15 protein-coding genes are annotated in these 17,424 nt (G+C 70.7%); 14 read left to right on the top strand and 1 reads right to left on the bottom strand.

The genetic code is table 11. The features are described 5' to 3' along the window. Positions 1 to 79 precede the first annotated feature (79 nt). From pyrR to G412_RS0122530, 14 genes are all read left to right on the top strand, one after another. Entirely contained in the window at positions 80 to 655 is a 576-nt protein-coding gene (pyrR, locus tag G412_RS0122595) for a bifunctional pyr operon transcriptional regulator/uracil phosphoribosyltransferase PyrR (protein ID WP_028814074.1), read from the top strand. 97 nt (positions 656 to 752) lie between these two features. Beyond that, positions 753 to 1,757, top strand: coding sequence for an aspartate carbamoyltransferase catalytic subunit (locus tag G412_RS0122590; protein WP_028814073.1), 1,005 nt, complete (start codon positions 753 to 755; stop codon positions 1,755 to 1,757). Positions 1,758 to 1,759: 2 nt separating this feature from the next. Continuing rightward, on the top strand, positions 1,760 to 3,046 hold the full coding sequence (locus G412_RS0122585; protein WP_028814072.1) for a dihydroorotase: 1,287 nt from the start codon (positions 1,760 to 1,762) through the stop codon (positions 3,044 to 3,046). Beyond that, positions 3,043 to 3,624 (top strand): PH-like domain-containing protein, encoded by a 582-nt coding sequence (locus tag G412_RS0122580; protein ID WP_028814071.1) that lies wholly within the window; start codon positions 3,043 to 3,045, stop codon positions 3,622 to 3,624. The genes G412_RS0122585 and G412_RS0122580 overlap by 4 nt, the downstream gene beginning before the upstream one ends. Continuing rightward, the gene (gene carA / locus G412_RS0122575; protein WP_028814070.1) at positions 3,621 to 4,757 is read left to right on the top strand and encodes a glutamine-hydrolyzing carbamoyl-phosphate synthase small subunit; all 1,137 of its coding nucleotides are present in this window, start codon (positions 3,621 to 3,623) and stop codon (positions 4,755 to 4,757) included. The genes G412_RS0122580 and carA overlap by 4 nt, the downstream gene beginning before the upstream one ends. Then, complete coding sequence (gene carB, locus G412_RS0122570) at positions 4,750 to 8,061, top strand: carbamoyl-phosphate synthase large subunit (RefSeq protein WP_028814069.1); 3,312 nt, start codon at positions 4,750 to 4,752, stop codon at positions 8,059 to 8,061. Before carA ends, carB begins: the two co-directional genes overlap by 8 nt. Before the next feature lie 79 nt (positions 8,062 to 8,140). Beyond that, positions 8,141 to 9,250, top strand: coding sequence for a quinone-dependent dihydroorotate dehydrogenase (locus G412_RS0122565; RefSeq protein WP_028814068.1), 1,110 nt, complete (start codon positions 8,141 to 8,143; stop codon positions 9,248 to 9,250). A 5-nt stretch (positions 9,251 to 9,255) separates the two neighbouring features. Then, positions 9,256 to 10,095 (top strand): orotidine-5'-phosphate decarboxylase, encoded by an 840-nt coding sequence (pyrF, locus tag G412_RS0122560; protein ID WP_028814067.1) that lies wholly within the window; start codon positions 9,256 to 9,258, stop codon positions 10,093 to 10,095. Between the two features lie 259 nt (positions 10,096 to 10,354). Then, a complete protein-coding gene (locus G412_RS0122555) occupies positions 10,355 to 10,678 on the top strand; it encodes an integration host factor (protein ID WP_028814066.1) in 324 nt (107 codons plus the stop codon). A gap of 39 nt (positions 10,679 to 10,717) precedes the next feature. Further along, the gene (gene gmk / locus G412_RS0122550; RefSeq protein WP_037649579.1) at positions 10,718 to 11,311 is read left to right on the top strand and encodes a guanylate kinase; all 594 of its coding nucleotides are present in this window, start codon (positions 10,718 to 10,720) and stop codon (positions 11,309 to 11,311) included. Between the two features lie 28 nt (positions 11,312 to 11,339). Further along, positions 11,340 to 11,612, top strand: a complete 273-nt coding sequence (gene rpoZ / locus G412_RS0122545) for a DNA-directed RNA polymerase subunit omega (protein ID WP_028814064.1) — start codon at positions 11,340 to 11,342, stop codon at positions 11,610 to 11,612. 103 nt (positions 11,613 to 11,715) lie between these two features. Then, positions 11,716 to 12,918, top strand: coding sequence for a bifunctional phosphopantothenoylcysteine decarboxylase/phosphopantothenate--cysteine ligase CoaBC (coaBC, locus tag G412_RS0122540; protein WP_028814063.1), 1,203 nt, complete (start codon positions 11,716 to 11,718; stop codon positions 12,916 to 12,918). A 242-nt stretch (positions 12,919 to 13,160) separates the two neighbouring features. Further along, positions 13,161 to 14,369: a methionine adenosyltransferase gene (metK, locus tag G412_RS0122535; RefSeq protein ID WP_028814062.1), complete on the top strand. Its 1,209-nt coding sequence runs from the start codon at positions 13,161 to 13,163 to the stop codon at positions 14,367 to 14,369. Between the two features lie 96 nt (positions 14,370 to 14,465). After that, positions 14,466 to 16,610, top strand: a complete 2,145-nt coding sequence (locus G412_RS0122530; RefSeq protein ID WP_028814061.1) for a primosomal protein N' — start codon at positions 14,466 to 14,468, stop codon at positions 16,608 to 16,610. A gap of 180 nt (positions 16,611 to 16,790) precedes the next feature. Here the strand turns inward: G412_RS0122530 and G412_RS0122525 are convergent, their stop codons facing one another. After that, complete coding sequence (locus tag G412_RS0122525) at positions 16,791 to 17,333, bottom strand: hypothetical protein (RefSeq protein ID WP_028814060.1); 543 nt, start codon at positions 17,331 to 17,333, stop codon at positions 16,791 to 16,793. Between the last annotated feature and the right edge of the window lie 91 nt (positions 17,334 to 17,424).

The raw sequence follows: 17,424 nt of genomic DNA, 5'->3' as shown, positions 1-17,424 counted from the left end.
TAGTGCTGGTACGGTGGGGACGCAATTCCGACGTCCTTTAAGGTCCGTCCCGTGAGGCGGAGAAGGAGGTCCGTTTCCAATGGACACGGTTGAATCCGATGCTCCGCGCCCTGTGCTTGAGGGCCCTGACATCGAGCGGGTACTGACCCGCATCGCCCACGAGATCGTCGAACGCGCCAAGGGCGCCGACGACGTGGTGCTCCTCGGCATTCCCACCCGCGGTGTCTTCCTGGCCCGCCGGCTGGCCGCCAGGCTCGAACACATCACCGGCCGCACGGTGCCGGTCGGCTCCCTCGACATCACCATGTACCGCGACGACCTGCGCATGCGTCCCGCGCGGGCCCTCGCCCGTACCGAGATCCCCGGTGACGGCATCGAGGACCGGCTCGTCGTGCTCGTCGACGACGTGCTGTTCTCCGGCCGCACGATCCGGGCCGCGCTCGACGCGCTCGGCGACATCGGCCGGCCGCGCGCCGTGCAGCTCGCGGTCCTCGTCGACCGCGGTCACCGCGAACTGCCGATCCGCGCCGATTACGTCGGCAAGAACCTCCCCACGTCGTTGCGGGAGACGGTCAAGGTCCAGCTCTCCGAGGAGGACGGCCGCGACGCCGTGCTGCTCGGCCTCCAGCAGACCGCTCCGGTCGGCGAGCGGTAGCGCAGCCCGTACGGACCCGGACAACCCGGGTCCGCGCACCGGCCTGCCCTCCTGCCCGCCTCCACACACGCGCCCCTCACGAACCACGGAGCACCAGATGAAGCGTCACCTCATCTCGGCCGCCGACCTCACCCGCGACGACGCCGTACTGATCCTCGACACCGCCGAGGAGATGGCCCGCGTCGCGGACCGGCCGATCAAGAAGCTGCCGACCCTGCGCGGACGTACGGTCGTCAACCTCTTCTTCGAGGACTCGACCCGCACCCGCATCTCCTTCGAGGCCGCCGCCAAGCGCCTCTCCGCCGACGTCATCAACTTCTCCGCCAAGGGGTCGTCCGTCTCCAAGGGCGAGTCGCTCAAGGACACCGCGCTCACCCTGGAGGCGATGGGAGCCGACGCCGTCGTCATCCGGCACGGCGCCTCCGGAGCGCCCTACCGCCTCGCGACCTCCGGCTGGATCGACGGCGCGGTCGTCAACGCGGGCGACGGTACGCACGAGCACCCCACCCAGGCGCTGCTCGACGCCTTCACGATGCGCCGCAGGCTCGTCGGTCCCGACGCCGGAATAGGGCATGACCTGGACGGGCGCCGGATCACGATCGTCGGCGACGTACTGCACAGCCGGGTCGCCCGCTCCAACGTCCACCTGCTGCACACCCTCGGCGCGGAGGTGACGCTGGTCGCGCCGCCCACCCTGGTCCCGATCGGTGTCGAGCACTGGCCGTGCCAGGTCTCGTACAACCTCGACGAGGTGCTGCCGAAGTCGGACGCGGTGATGATGCTGCGTGTGCAGCGAGAGCGGATGAACGCCGCCTTCTTCCCGACCGAGCGCGAGTACTCGCGGCGCTACGGCCTGGACGGCGACCGGATGGCCCGCATGCCCGAGCACGCCATCGTCATGCACCCCGGCCCGATGAACCGGGGCATGGAGATCACCGCGCAGGTCGCGGACTCCGACCGCTGCACGGCCGTCGAGCAGGTCGCCAACGGCGTCTCGACCCGGATGGCCGTCCTGTACCTGCTTCTGGGCGGCGCTGTGTTTGATTCAAAGGCCGCGTCCGCCATCAGCCCCGCCCCCGCACGCACCGAGGAGAACAAGTAACGATGAGCAAGATCCTGATCCGCGGTGCGCAGGTACTGGGCGGCGAGCCGCAGGACGTCCTGATCGACGGCGAGACCATCGCCGAGGTCGGTACGGGCCTGAGCGCCGAGGGCGCGACCGTCGTCGAGGCCGAGGGCAAGGTCCTGCTGCCCGGCCTCGTCGACCTGCACACCCACCTGCGCGAGCCCGGCCGCGAGGACTCCGAGACCGTCCTGACCGGTACGAAGGCCGCTGCCGTCGGCGGCTTCACCGCCGTCCACGCCATGGCCAACACCTTCCCGGTCGCCGACACCGCCGGCGTCGTCGAGCAGGTCTGGCGCCTCGGCAAAGAGTCCGGCTACTGCGACGTGCAGCCGGTCGGCGCCGTCACCGTCGGCCTGGAGGGCAAGAAGCTCGCCGAGCTCGGCGCCATGCACGACTCCGCCGCCGGGGTGAAGGTCTTCTCCGACGACGGCAAGTGCGTCGACGACGCCGTGATCATGCGCCGCGCGCTGGAGTACGTGAAGGCCTTCGACGGCGTCGTCGCCCAGCACGCCCAGGAGCCCCGCCTCACCGAGGGCGCCCAGATGAACGAGGGCATCGTCTCCTCCGAACTGGGACTCGGCGGCTGGCCCGCCGTCGCCGAGGAGTCGATCATCGCCCGCGATGTGCTCCTCGCCGCCCACGTCGGCTCGCGCGTGCACATCTGCCACCTGTCCACGGCCGGCTCGGTGGAGATCGTCCGCTGGGCCAAGTCCAAGGGCTGGAACGTCACCGCCGAGGTCACCCCGCACCACCTCCTGCTCACGGACGAGCTGGTCCGTACGTACAACCCGGTCTACAAGGTGAACCCGCCGCTGCGCACCGAGGCCGACGTCATGGCGCTGCGCGAGGCACTCGCCGACGGCACCATCGACTGCGTCGCCACCGACCACGCCCCGCACCCGCACGAGGACAAGGACTGCGAGTGGGCGGCGGCGGCCATGGGCATGGTCGGCCTGGAGACCGCCCTGTCCGTCGTCCAGCAGACGATGGTCGACAGCGGCCTCCTCGACTGGGCGGGCGTCGCGGACCGCATGTCGTTCCGCCCGGCGGCCATCGGCCGGCTGGAGGGCCACGGCCGCCCCGTCTCGGCAGGCGAGCCTGCCAACCTCACGCTGGTCGATCCGGCTTACCGTGGAGCCGTGGACCCCTCGGGCTTCGCCTCCCGCAGCCGCAACACCCCGTACGAGGGCCGTGAGCTGCCGGGACGCGTCACCCACACCTGGCTGCGGGGCCGCGCAACGGTCGTCGACGGGAATCTGGCGTGACACCTTTCATCCATCTGGCCGCCGGCGCCGCCGCGGAGCGCAAGTCGGCCGAAGTGACCGACTGGGCCGCCCGCATCGGCTGGGTCGTCGGACTGCTGCTCTTCATCGCGCTCGTGTACTGGCTGATGCGCCAGGGCTGGAAGTGGCGCGCCGTTCTCCAGTCCGACCTGCCGGAACTCCCCACCGCACCCGAGGCGCCCGGTGAAGCGAAGCTGAGTATGAGCGGCCGCTACCACGGCTCGACGACCGCCGGGCAGTGGCTCGACCGGATCGTGGCCCACGGCCTCGGCACGCGCAGCAGGGTCGAGCTGACGCTCACCGACGCCGGTCTCGATGTCGTACGCCCCGGAGCGGCCGACTTCTTCGTACCGGCCGGGCAGCTCCGCGAGGCCAGGCTCGACAAGGGCATCGCGGGCAAGGTCCTCGCCGAGGGCGGCCTGCTGGTCGTCACCTGGCAGCACGGCGACAAGCAGATCGACTCCGGCTTCCGCTCCGACCGCGCGGCCGAGCACACGGCCTGGGTCGAGGCCATCAACTCCATGAACCAGTCCATTACGACGGAAGGCACCGCACGATGACGATCTCCACCCGGGGAGCCGGCAAGGCTCCCGCCGTACTCGTCCTGGAGGACGGCCGCAGCTTCCGCGGCCGTGCCTACGGGGCCGTGGGGGAGACCTTCGGCGAGGCGGTGTTCAACACCGGCATGACCGGCTACCAGGAGACCCTCACCGATCCGTCGTACCACCGTCAGGTCGTCGTCATGACGGCCCCGCACGTCGGCAACACCGGTGTGAACGACGAGGACGACGAGTCGAAGAAGATCTGGGTCGCCGGTTACGTCGTACGCGACCCCGCCCGCATCCCCTCCAACTGGCGCTCCAGCCGCTCCCTCGACGAGCAGCTCGTCGACCAGGGCATCGTGGGCATCAGCGGCATCGACACCCGCGCGCTGACCCGCCACCTGCGCGAGCGCGGCGCGATGCGCGTCGGCATCTTCTCCGGTGAGGCACTGGCCGACGAGGAGACGCTGCTCGCCCGCGTGAAGGAGGCCCCCCAGATGGTGGGCGCCTCGCTCGCCGCCGAGGTCGCCACCAAGGAGCCGTACGTCGTCCCCGCCATCGGTGAGAAGAAGTTCACCGTCGCCGCGATCGACCTGGGCATCAAGGGCATGACCCCGCACCGGATGGCCGAGCGCGGCATCGAGGTGCACGTCCTGCCCGCCACCACCACGGCCGAGGAGGTGTACGCCGTCGCCCCCGACGGAGTGTTCCTCTCCAACGGCCCCGGCGACCCGTCCACCGTCGACCTCACCGTCGTCAAGGCCGTCCTCGACCGCAGGACCCCGCTGTTCGGCATCTGCTTCGGCAACCAGATCCTGGGCCGGGCGCTCGGCTTCGGCACGTACAAGCTGAAGTACGGACACCGCGGCATCAACCAGCCCGTGCAGGACCGCACGACCGGCAAGGTCGAGGTCACCGCGCACAACCACGGCTTCGCCGTCGACGCCCCGCTCGACAAGGTCTCCGAGACCCCGTACGGGCGCGCCGAGGTGTCCCACGTCTGCCTGAACGACGACGTGGTCGAGGGCCTCCAGCTGCTCGACCAGCCCGCGTTCAGCGTCCAGTACCACCCCGAAGCGGCTGCCGGCCCGCACGACGCCGCGTACCTGTTCGACCGCTTCGTACAGCTCATGGAGGGCCAGCGTGCCTAAGCGCACCGATATCCAGTCCGTCCTGGTCATCGGCTCCGGTCCGATCGTCATCGGCCAGGCCGCGGAGTTCGACTACTCCGGCACGCAGGCCTGCCGCGTCCTCAAGGCCGAGGGCCTGCGCGTCATCCTGGTCAACTCCAACCCGGCGACGATCATGACCGACCCGGAGATCGCCGACGCCACGTACGTCGAGCCGATCACCCCGGAGTTCGTCGAGAAGATCATCGCCAAGGAGCGCCCCGACGCGCTGCTGCCGACCCTCGGCGGCCAGACCGCGCTCAACACCGCGATCTCCATGCACGAGCAGGGTGTGCTGGAGAAGTACGGCGTCGAGCTCATCGGCGCCAACGTCGAGGCCATCCACAAGGGCGAGGACCGCGACCTCTTCAAGGGCGTCGTCGAGGCCGTCAAGGCCAAGATCGGTTACGGCGAGTCCGCCCGCTCCGTCATCTGCCACACCATGGACGACGTCCTCGCGGGCGTCGAGACGCTCGGCGGCTACCCCGTCGTCGTACGCCCCTCCTTCACCATGGGCGGCGCCGGCTCCGGCTTCGCGCACAACGAGGAGGAGCTGCGCCGCATCGCCGGACAGGGCCTCACGCTCTCGCCGACCACCGAGGTGCTCCTTGAGGAGTCCATCCTCGGCTGGAAGGAGTACGAGCTGGAGCTGATGCGCGACAGGAACGACAACGTCGTGGTCGTCTGCTCCATCGAGAACTTCGACCCGATGGGCGTGCACACCGGCGACTCGATCACCGTCGCCCCGGCGATGACGCTGACCGACCGCGAGTACCAGCGGCTGCGCGACGTCGGTATCGCGATCATCCGCGAGGTCGGCGTCGACACCGGCGGCTGCAACATCCAGTTCGCCGTCAACCCCGACGACGGCCGGATCATCGTCATCGAGATGAACCCCCGTGTTTCGCGGTCGTCCGCGCTGGCCTCCAAGGCCACCGGCTTCCCGATCGCGAAGATCGCCGCCCGTCTCGCCGTCGGTTACACGCTCGACGAGATCCCGAACGACATCACCGAGAAGACCCCGGCGTCCTTCGAGCCCACGCTCGATTACGTCGTCGTCAAGGTGCCCCGCTTCGCCTTCGAGAAGTTCCCGCTCGCCGACGCCACCCTCACCACCACCATGAAGTCGGTGGGCGAGGCCATGGCGATCGGCCGCAACTTCACCGAGGCGCTCCAGAAGGCCCTGCGCTCGCTGGAGAAGAAGGGCAGCCAGTTCGTCTTCACCGGCGAGCCCGGCGACAAGGCCGAGCTCCTGGAGATCGCCAAGGTCCCCACCGACGGCCGCATCAACACCGTCATGCAGGCCATCCGGGCCGGCGCCACCCCCGAGGAGATCTTCGACGCCACGAAGATCGACCCGTGGTTCGTCGACCAGATGTTCCTCATCAAGGAGCACGCCGACGAGCTCGCCGCCGCCGACAAGCTCGACCCGGACCTGCTCGCGGATGCGAAGCGCCACGGCTTCTCCGACGCCCAGATCGCCGGCATCCGCGGCCTGCGCGAGGACGTCGTACGCGAGGTCAGGCACGCGCTCGGCGTGCGCCCGGTCTACAAGACGGTCGACACCTGCGCCGCCGAGTTCGCCGCGAAGACGCCGTACTTCTACTCCTCGTACGACGAGGAGTCCGAGGTCGCGCCCCGCGAGAAGCCCGCGGTGATCATCCTGGGCTCCGGTCCGAACCGCATCGGCCAGGGCATCGAGTTCGACTACTCGTGCGTCCACGCCTCCTTCGCGCTCAGCGACGCGGGCTACGAGACCGTGATGGTCAACTGCAACCCGGAGACCGTCTCCACGGACTACGACACCTCCGACCGCCTGTACTTCGAGCCGCTGACGCTCGAAGACGTGCTGGAGATCGTCCACGCCGAGACCCTCGCGGGCCCGGTCGCGGGCGTCGTCGTCCAGCTCGGCGGCCAGACCCCGCTGGGCCTCGCCCAGGCGCTCAAGGACAACGGCGTACCGGTCGTCGGCACCCCGCCGGAGGCCATCCACGCCGCCGAGGACCGCGGCGCCTTCGGCCGCGTCCTCGCCGAGGCCGGTCTCCCCGCCCCCAAGCACGGCACGGCGACCACCTTCGACGAGGCCAAGGCCATCGCCGACGAGATCGGCTACCCGGTCCTCGTACGCCCGTCGTACGTGCTCGGCGGACGCGGCATGGAGATCGTGTACGACGAGACGCGCCTGTCCTCGTACATCGCGGAGTCCACCGAGATCAGCCCCACCCGGCCGGTCCTGGTCGACCGCTTCCTCGACGACGCGATCGAGATCGACGTCGACGCGCTCTACGACGGCACCGAGCTCTACCTCGGCGGCGTCATGGAGCACATCGAGGAAGCCGGCATCCACTCCGGCGACTCCGCCTGCGCGCTGCCCCCGATCACCCTCGGCGGCTTCGACATCAAGCGGCTGCGGATCTCCACCGAGGCCATCGCCAAGGGCGTCGGCGTACGCGGACTGATCAACATCCAGTTCGCCATGGCCGGGGACATCTTGTACGTCCTGGAGGCCAACCCGCGCGCCTCGCGCACCGTCCCCTTCACCTCGAAGGCGACCGCGGTGCCGCTCGCGAAGGCCGCCGCCCGCATCTCGCTGGGCGCGACCGTCGCCGAGCTGCGCGCGGAGGGCATGCTGCCGAAGACCGGCGACGGCGGCACGCTGCCGCTGGACGCGCCGATCTCCGTCAAGGAGGCCGTGATGCCGTGGAGCCGCTTCCGCGACATCCAGGGCCGCGGCGTGGACACCGTCCTCGGCCCGGAGATGCGCTCCACGGGTGAAGTCATGGGCATCGACTCGGTCTTCGGCACGGCGTACGCCAAGTCGCAGGCCGGGGCGTACGGACCGCTGCCGACGAAGGGCCGCGCGTTCATCTCGGTCGCCAACCGCGACAAGCGCTCCATGATCTTCCCGGCGCGCGAACTGGTCGCCCACGGCTTCGAACTGCTCGCGACGTCCGGCACGGCCGAGGTGCTCAAGCGCAACGGCATCCACGCCACCGTCGTACGCAAGCAGAGCGAGGGCGAAGGCCCGCACGGTGAAAAGACCATCGTCAAGCTCATCCACGACGGCCAGGTCGACCTCATCGTCAACACGCCGTACGGCACGGGCGGCCGCCTCGACGGCTACGAGATCCGTACGGCCGCCGTGTCCCGCGGCGTCCCCTGCCTCACGACGGTCCAGGCCCTCGCGGCCGCCGTCCAGGGCATCGACGCGCTCACCCACGGCGATGTCGGGGTCCGTTCCCTTCAGGAACACGCACAACACCTGACAGCGGCCCGCGAGGTCTAGCGGCCCAGGAGGGGGACACCGAATGCGGTGTCCCCCTCTTCATGCCCAGCCCTCCCCGGCCCTCCTGAGGAAAGCACCCATGTACAAACTCTTCTTCAACCTCGTCTTCAAGCGCATGGACCCCGAGCAGGCCCACTACCTGGCCTTCCGCTGGATCCGCCTCGCCGCCCGCGTCCCGGTCCTGCGCACCTTCCTCGCCGCCGTCCTCGCGCCCCGCCACACCTCGCTCCGCACGGAGGCGCTCGGCCTGCGCATGCACGGCCCGTTCGGCCTCGCCGCCGGCTTCGACAAGAACGCGGTCGCCATCGACGGGATGTCGATGCTCGGCTTCGACCACATCGAAATCGGTACGGTCACCGCACAGTCGCAGCCCGGCAACCCCAAGAAGCGCCTCTTCCGCCTCGTGAAGGACCGGGCGCTCATCAACCGCATGGGCTTCAACAACGAGGGCTCCGAGGCCGTGGCGGCCCGTCTGGCGGCCCGTAACCCGGTCTTCAGGACAACGGTCGGCGTCAACATCGGCAAGACGAAGGTCGTCCCGGAGGAGGAGGCCGTCGGCGACTACGTCACCTCCACCGAGCGCCTCGCCGCCCACGCGGACTACCTGGTCGTCAACGTCTCGTCCCCGAACACCCCCGGACTGCGCAACCTCCAGGCCACCGAGTCGCTGCGCCCGCTGCTGACGGCAGTGCGTGAGGCGGCCGACCGTACGGTCACCGGCCGCCGCGTCCCGCTCCTCGTCAAGATCGCGCCCGACCTGGCCGACGAGGACGTCGACGCCGTCGCCGACCTGGCGCTGGAGCTCGGCCTCGACGGCATCATCGCCACCAACACCACCATCGCCCGCGAGGGCCTCGGCCTGAAGTCCGACCCGGCCCTGGTCAAGCAGACCGGCGGACTGTCCGGAGCGCCCGTCAAGGCGCGCTCCCTGGAGGTCCTGCGCCGCCTGTACGCCCGTGTGGGCGACCGGATCACCCTGGTCGGCGTCGGGGGCATCGAGAACGCCGACGACGCCTGGCAGCGGATCCTGGCGGGCGCGACGCTCGTGCAGGGGTACAGCGCCTTCATCTACGAGGGCCCGTTCTGGGCCCGCGCGATCCACCAGGGCCTCGCCGAGCGCCTCGCCGCCAGCCCGTACGCCACCCTCGCCGACGCGGTCGGCGCCGAGAACCGGGAGACCTCCAGGTGACCGCAGTGACTGTCGAACCCTTCGGCGCCCGGCTGCGCCGCGCCATGGACACCCGTGGGCCGCTGTGTGTCGGCATCGACCCGCACGCCTCGCTGCTGAGCGCGTGGGGCCTCAATGACGACATCAAGGGCCTGGAGACCTTCACCCGCACCGTCGTCGAGGCGCTGGCCGACCGGGTCGCCGTACTGAAGCCGCAGTCGGCGTTCTTCGAGCGCTTCGGCTCGCGCGGCATCGCCGTCCTGGAGAAGGCGGTCGAGGAGGCCAGGGCGGCCGGCGCGCTGGTGCTCATGGACGCCAAGCGCGGCGACATCGGCTCCACGATGGGAGCGTACGCGCAGACCTACCTCCACAAGGGCTCGCCGCTCTTCTCGGACGCCGTCACCGTGTCGCCGTACCTCGGCTTCGGCTCGCTGCGTCCGGCGCTGGACGCGGCTGTGATCAACGGCTGCGGCGTGTTCGTACTCGCGCTCACCTCCAACCCGGAGGGCGCCGAGGTCCAGCGGGCCACCGCCGCCGGCGGCCGGTCGCTCGCCCAGCTCATGCTCGACCACATGGCGGCCGAGAACGAGGGCGCCGAGCCGCTCGGCTCGGTCGGCGCGGTGGTCGGCGCGACGCTCGGGGACGCGGGCGTCGATCTGGCGATCAACGGCCCGCTGCTGGCTCCCGGCATCGGGGCGCAGGGCGCGACGCCGGCCGATCTGCCGGGCGTCTTCGGGTCCGCGGTCGGCAATGTCGTACCGAGTGTGAGCCGCGGTGTGCTCCGCTTCGGGCCCGACGTAGCCGGACTGCGAGAGTCCGCTTCTCGCTTCGCCGACGAGGTCAGGGTGGCGGTATCGGCGGCTTGACGGTGGCCCGGCGATTCATGTTGACGGAATCCTGACCGAAAACCGGGGTGTTATGTCTGATATGCCTTAGTCGACAGAGGCTGACCAGGACTTTTCGCCGCTTCTCGCTGACTGGAGCGGCCATGGCCGCTAGTCTCCGACGAGAGCAAACGTGCAGCTCGTTGTTTCGCAGCTCGCTGTTCGTTGCTCGCCTGGTGTGGGGCGACTAGGTTCCTCACCGGTCCGTATCCGACAGTTCGACATCCGAGGTGACGTAGGCGTGGCTCTTCCGCCCCTTACCCCTGAACAGCGCGCAGCCGCGCTCGAAAAGGCCGCCGCGGCTCGCCGGGAGCGGGCCGAGGTCAAGAATCGACTCAAGCACTCCGGCGCCTCGCTCCACGAGGTCATCAAGCAGGGACAGGAGAATGACGTCGTCGGCAAGATGAAGGTCTCCGCCCTGCTCGAGTCTCTGCCCGGCGTGGGCAAGGTCCGCGCGAAGCAGATCATGGAGCGGCTCGGGATCTCCGAGAGCCGTCGTGTGCGCGGTCTCGGCTCCAACCAGATCGCCTCTTTGGAGCGCGAGTTCGGCGGCGGCGCCGCCTGACGTTCTCGGGCACCCCCGAGAACCTGGATAATCGCATCCATGGCTGCAACATCCCGGGGGACGACCCCCGTACCCCCGGACGTACGTCCGCGGCTGACCGTGCTCTCCGGCCCCTCGGGTGTCGGCAAGAGCACGGTCGTCGCCCATATGCGCAAGGTCCACCCCGAGGTATGGCTCTCGGTGTCGGCCACCACACGCAAGCCGCGACCCGGCGAGCGCCACGGCGTCCAGTACTTCTTCGTGAGCGACGAGGAGTTCGACAAGCTCGTCGCCAACGGTGAGCTGCTGGAATGGGCCGAGTTCGCCGGCAATCGTTACGGCACGCCCCGGCGTGCCGTGGTCGACCGGCTCGAAGCGGGCGAGCCCGTGCTCCTGGAGATCGATCTCCAGGGCGCACGGCTGGTCCGTGAATCGATGCCGGAGGCTCTACTGGTCTTCCTGGCCCCGCCCAGCTGGGACGAGCTGGTCCGCAGGCTGACCGGTCGCGGCACGGAGGCGCCCGATGTCATCGAGCGCCGACTTGAGGCCGCGAAGATCGAACTCGCAGCGGAGGCGGAGTTCGACACCACCCTGGTCAACACCTCCGTCGAGGACGTGGCGCGCGAGCTGCTAGCCTTGATGGAAGTTGCTTGATCTCTGTTCACTTATCGGAAGGTAGAGCGTGTCCTCTTCCATTTCCACGCCCGAGGGCATCATCAACCCGCCGATCGACGAGCTGCTCGAGGCTACTGACTCGAAGTACAGCCTCGTGATCTACGCGGCGAAGCGTGCGCGTCAGATCAACGCGTACTACTCGCAGCTCGGTGAGGGCCTGCTCGAGTACGTCGGCCCTCTGGTGGACACCCACGTCCACGAGAAGCCGCTCTCGATCGCCCTGCGCGAGATCAACGCGGGTCTGCTGACCTCCGAGGCCATTGAGGGCCCGGCGCAGTAGTCAGCAGGCGCAGGAATCTTTTCACCACAGGCCCGGCAGTGAGACTGCCGGGCCTGTGGTGTGTCATAGGGGACGTAACCGTCGTACGAAGCGGGGAGACGCAGTGGACAAGCCCAAGGTCGTGCTGGGGGTCAGCGGAGGCATCGCCGCGTACAAGGCGTGCGAGCTGCTGCGCCGGCTGACGGAATCCGGCCATGATGTGCGGGTCGTGCCGACCGAGGCGTCGCTCCACTTCGTCGGCGCCGCCACGTGGTCGGCGCTGTCCGGCAACCCCGTCTCGGCCGAGGTCTGGGAGTCGGTGCACGAGGTACCGCACGTACGGATCGGGCAGGCCGCCGATCTGGTCGTGGTGGCCCCCGCCACCGCCGACATGCTGGCGAAGGCCGCCCACGGGCTGGCCGACGACCTCCTCACGAACACGCTGCTCACCGCCCGGTGCCCGGTGATCTTCGCGCCCGCGATGCACACCGAGATGTGGGAGCACCCGGCCACCCAAGAGAACGTCGCCACGCTGCGCCGCCGCGGCGCGGTCGTCATCGAGCCCGCGGTGGGCCGGCTGACCGGCGTCGACACCGGCAAGGGCCGGCTGCCCGACCCCGACGAGATCTTCGAAGTCTGCCGCCGGGTCCTCGCACGGGGCGCGGCCGGGCCCGACCTCGCGGGCCGGCACGTCGTGATCAGCGCGGGTGGTACGCGAGAGCCGCTCGACCCGGTCCGCTACCTGGGGAACCGTTCCTCCGGCAAGCAGGGGTACGCCCTGGCCCGTACCGCCGTCGCGCGCGGCGCCCGGGTCACGCTCGTCGAGGCCAACACGGGTTTGCCCGATCCGGCGGGCGCCGATGTAGTCCGTGCCGGCACAGCGGTGCAGCTTCGTGAGGCCGTGCTGAAGGCGGCGGCGGACGCGGACGTGGTGGTCATGGCGGCCGCCGTGGCCGATTTCCGGCCGGCGGTGTACGCCGAGGGAAAGATCAAGAAGAAGGACGGCCAGGAGCCCGCCGCCGTCGAGCTGGTCCGTAATCCCGACATCCTCGCGGAGATCTCGGCCGAACGCGCACTGCCCGGACAGGTGGTCGTCGGCTTCGCCGCCGAGACCGACAACGTCCTGGCCAACGGCCGGGACAAGCTCCGCCGCAAGGGCTGTGACCTGCTGGTTGTCAATGAGGTGGGGGAGCGCAAGACGTTCGGCTCCGAGGAGAACGAAGCCGTCGTGCTCGACGCCGACGGGGGCGAGACTCCGGTGCCGTACGGACCCAAGGAAGCGCTGGCCGACACGGTCTGGGACCTGGTGACACGTCGGCTCGGTTAATTCTTGGTGTGCTTCACCGGGCGCCCCAAGTCCTTGCGAATCCGGCGTTTCGCCCTCTGGCGGAGGGCGTTGGCCGTGTTGCACAATGCAGTGCCGCTGGTCACAGGGCTCCCAACAAGCGAGACGCGTGGTCCGCCGACCGGAAGCGACCGATAAACTGGTCCTCGGAACGACGCCGGGCGCAGCTCCCGGCTCGTTCCATCAATGCTCAGCCAGCAGCCGCTGCAACCCCAGGGAGCGATGTGTCCCGCCGCCTGTTCACCTCGGAGTCCGTGACCGAGGGCCACCCCGACAAGATCGCTGACCAGATCAGCGACACGATCCTCGACGCGCTCCTGCGGGAGGACCCGGCTTCCCGGGTCGCCGTGGAGACCTTGATCACCACCGGCCTGGTGCACGTCGCCGGCGAGGTGACGACCAAGGCCTACGCAGACATTCCCACGCTCGTACGCAACAAGATCCTCGACATCGGGTACGACTCCTCGAAGAAGGGCTTCGACGGCGCCTCGTGCGGCGTTTCGGTGTCCATCGGCGCGCAGTCCCCCGACATCGCGCAGGGTGTCGACACGGCGTACGAGACGCGGGTCGAGGGCGATGAGGACGAGCTCGACAAGCAGGGCGCGGGCGACCAGGGCCTGATGTTCGGGTATGCGTGCGACGAGACGCCCGAGCTGATGCCGCTGCCGATCCACCTGGCGCACCGGCTCTCGCGCCGGCTGTCCGAGGTCCGCAAGAACGGGACGATCCCGTACCTGCGTCCCGACGGCAAGACCCAGGTGACCATCGAGTACGACGGTGACAAGGCCGTCCGCCTCGACACCGTCGTCGTCTCCTCGCAGCACGCCTCGGACATCGACCTCGACTCGCTGCTCGCGCCCGACATCCGCGAGTTCGTCGTCGAGCACGTCCTGAGCGGCCTTCTCGAGGACGGCATCAAGCTGGACACCGAGGGCTACCGCCTGCTGGTCAACCCGACCGGGCGTTTCGAGATCGGCGGCCCCATGGGCGACGCCGGCCTCACCGGTCGCAAGATCATCATCGACACGTACGGCGGCATGGCCCGTCACGGCGGCGGCGCCTTCTCGGGCAAGGACCCGTCCAAGGTCGACCGCTCGGCGGCGTACGCGATGCGCTGGGTCGCCAAGAACGTCGTGGCCGCGGGCCTCGCCGCGCGCTGCGAGGTCCAGGTCGCGTACGCGATCGGCAAGGCCGAGCCGGTGGGCCTCTTCGTCGAGACGTTCGGCACCGCGACGATCGACACCGAGAGGATCGAGAACGCCATCGCCGAGGTCTTCGACCTCCGCCCGGCCGCGATCATCCGCGACCTCGATCTGCTCCGGCCGATCTACGCCCAGACCGCGGCGTACGGCCACTTCGGCCGCGAGCTTCCCGACTTCACGTGGGAGCGCACGGACCGCGTGGACGCACTGCGCGCGGCGGCGGGTCTCTGACCGGCCCGCCACACTGCTCGGCCGAGGCCCCGGACCGTATCGGTCCGGGGCCTTCGGCGTGTCGCACTGTCAGTGGCGTCTGGTAGGAATTTGGCTGTGAGCAGGAACGATGAGCGGCCCGAAGAGCCCGCGGGCGGGGTGCCGGAGCAGCTTGCGCTCATTCGGGAGACCGTGCGGAAGGCGAAGGTTCCGAAGGCCAAGCCGCGGACCTGGCGTGGGGCGCCGCTGGCGAAGGAGCTGCCCGTCGCGCGGGTGCTGGTCAACAAGGGGGTGCTGCATCTCGACCAGTACTTCGACTACGCCGTGACCGAGGAGCTGGACGCCGTCGCGCAGCCGGGGGTGCGGGTCCGGGTGCGGTTCGGGGCCGGGGCGCACAACGTACGCGAGGGGCGTCGTGAGGGCGGGGGGATGATCGACGGCTTCCTCATCGAGCGGCGGGCCGAGTCGGACTACGCCGGGCCGCTGGCGGCGCTCGCCTATGTGGTGTCGCCGGAGCCCGTGCTCAGCCCGGAGCTGCTGGCGCTGTCGCGGGCGATCGCCGACCGGTACGCGGGGAGCCTCGCCGACGTACTGCAACTGGCTGTTCCGCCGAGGAACGGGCCGGCCGAGCAGAAGCCCTCGCCCGAGCCGCTGCCGCCGCCCGGTGCGCCGGAGCCCGGAACGTGGGAGCGGTACGCCCATGGGCCCGCCTTTCTGCGGGAGCTGGCCACGGGCGGGGCGCCGCGAGCCGTGTGGAACGCGCTGCCGGGGCCGCACTGGCCGGACGAGCTGGCGCGTGCGGTGGCCGCGACGCTGGCCTCCGGGCGGGGGGCGCTGGTCGTGCTGCCGGACGGGCGCAGTGCGGCCCGGGTGGACGCCGCGCTCACCGCGCTGGTGGGGAAGGGACACCACACGCTGCTGACCGCCGATGCCGGCCCCCAGAAGCGGTACCGGCAGTGGCTGGCCGCGCGGCGGGGGTCGGTCCGGGCGGTGATCGGGACGCGGGCCGCGATGTTCGCTCCGGTGACGGATCTGGGGCTCGTGGCGGTGTGGGACGACGGGGATTCGAGTCACAGCGACGACCACGCGCCGTTTCCGCATGTGCGGGAGGTGCTGGAGTTGCGGGCGCAGCACAGCACATGCGGGTTCCTGCTGGGGGCCACGAGCTGCACCGTCGAGGCGGCCCAGTTGGTCGAGAGCAAGTGGGCCGCGCCGTTGCGGGCGGGGCGTGAGCAGGTGCGCGTGGCGGCGCCGCTGATCCGGACGGTGGGGGACGAGGAGGTGGCCCGCGACGGTGCCGCGCGGACCGCGCGGCTGCCCAGCCTGGCGTGGCCGACCGTGCGGGACGGGCTCAAGTCCGGTCCGGTGCTGGTGCAGGTGCCCCGGCGCGGGTACGTACCGAGCCTGGCCTGCGAGCGATGTCGTACGCACGCCAGATGCCGGCACTGCGCCGGGCCTGTCGAAGCGGCCGACCAGCGGGAACTGCACTGCGGTTGGTGCGGCAGGGACGCCGCCGGGTGGCGGTGCGGTGAGTGCGGGAGCATGCGCCTGCGGGCGCAGGTGGTGGGGGCGTGGCGCACCGCGGAGGAGCTGGGGCGGGCGTTTCCCGCCGTGCCGGTACGTACATCCGGGCGCGACCACGTGCTGGAGGGCGTGCCGGGGGTGCCCGCGCTCGTCGTCAGTACGCCGGGGGCCGAGCCCGTGGCCGAAGGCGGTTACGCCGCGGCGCTGCTGCTCGACGGCTGGGCGATGCTCGGGCGGCAGGACCTGCGCGTCGGGGAGGAGGCGCTGCGGCGCTGGATAAGCGCGGCGGCGCTGGTCAGGGGGCAGGGGGAGGGCGGCACGGTGGTTGTCGTGGCCGAGCCTTCGCTGCGGCCGGTGCAGGCGCTGGTGCGGTGGGACCCGGTGGGGCACGCGCAGCGGGAGCTGGCGGAGCGGGCGGAGCTGGGCTTTCCGCCGGTGTCGCGGATGGCGGCGGTGAGCGGCCGGCCGGAGGCGGTCGCCGCGTTTCTGGCGGCGGCGGAGCTGCCGGACGACGCGGAGGTCCTCGGGCCGGTGCCGCTGCGGGTGGCGGAGCCCGGGCGGCCCCGCCGGCCCGGTGACCCGCCGGTGGGTGAGGTGTGGGAGCGGGCGCTGGTGCGGGTTCCGCCGGGGAGCGGGGCGGCACTGGCCGCGGCGCTGAAGGCGGCGCAGGCGGCGCGGCTGGCCCGTGGGGGCGGCGATCCGGTGCGCATCAGGATCGATCCGCCGGACATCGGGTGAGTGGGGCGGGGCGTGGGGGCTGCCTGCGCCGCTGTGCCCGGCCCCGCTCCTTCCCGGCTATTGCATGGTGCGGCTCCGCCGCGTGGGGCGCTGCCCCGGGCCCCGCTCCTCAAGCGCCGGAGGGGCTGGGTGTGCCGGGGGTGCACACATCCAGCCCGTCCGGCTCCCCGTGGGGGACGGTCAGCCGTTGCGGGGGCCCGGAAAGGCGTTCGGGCGGATCTCCTCGCGGAGCGATTGCGCGGCGGCCGTCGGCTGCGGCGGCATGGAGCGGGCGGCGGGCACGGACGGCAGGGACGGTGGGGCAGCCAGCGTGCGGGTGGCGGTCGCCGTCTCGACCGTGAGCTCGGATTCGGCGGGGGAGCTCGCCTGCGTCGCGGCCCGCCGCGCGCCGTAACGGCGGTGCACCGCCTGCTTGGTCACTCCGAGCGCCGAACCGACCGCGTCCCAGGAGAAACCGAGCGAACGGTCGAAGTCAACGGCGGCGGTCACCAGTGTCTCGACGCTGTCCCGCAGCTCCTGCGCGAGGCGGACGGTCGGCGCCGGGGCCCGCCCGTAGACGACGAAGCCCGTGGAAGGGCCGGAGCGACGCGGGCGGTAGACGTTGCCGAGCTGGGCGGTGAGGGTGCGCAGTGCGTCCACCTGCCGGCGGACCCGCTCGATGTCCCGTACCAACAGATGCAGGCTGGCCCGTGCTTGGGCGTCGTGGGTTGCGTGGTCGGCCATGAACAAGCCTCTCGAACCGGCGTGAAAGAAGGGGCGGAAGAAGGGAAACAGGAAGGAAGCGGAAAGGGGTCGGGGCCGCGTGTGCGGGCCG

The organism is Streptomyces flavidovirens DSM 40150 (assembly GCF_000429085.1).
Lineage (GTDB): Bacteria > Actinomycetota > Actinomycetes > Streptomycetales > Streptomycetaceae > Streptomyces > Streptomyces flavidovirens.
The sequence above is the reverse complement of the archived record's forward strand: the minus strand, read 5'-3'. Positions and strand labels throughout refer to the sequence as shown.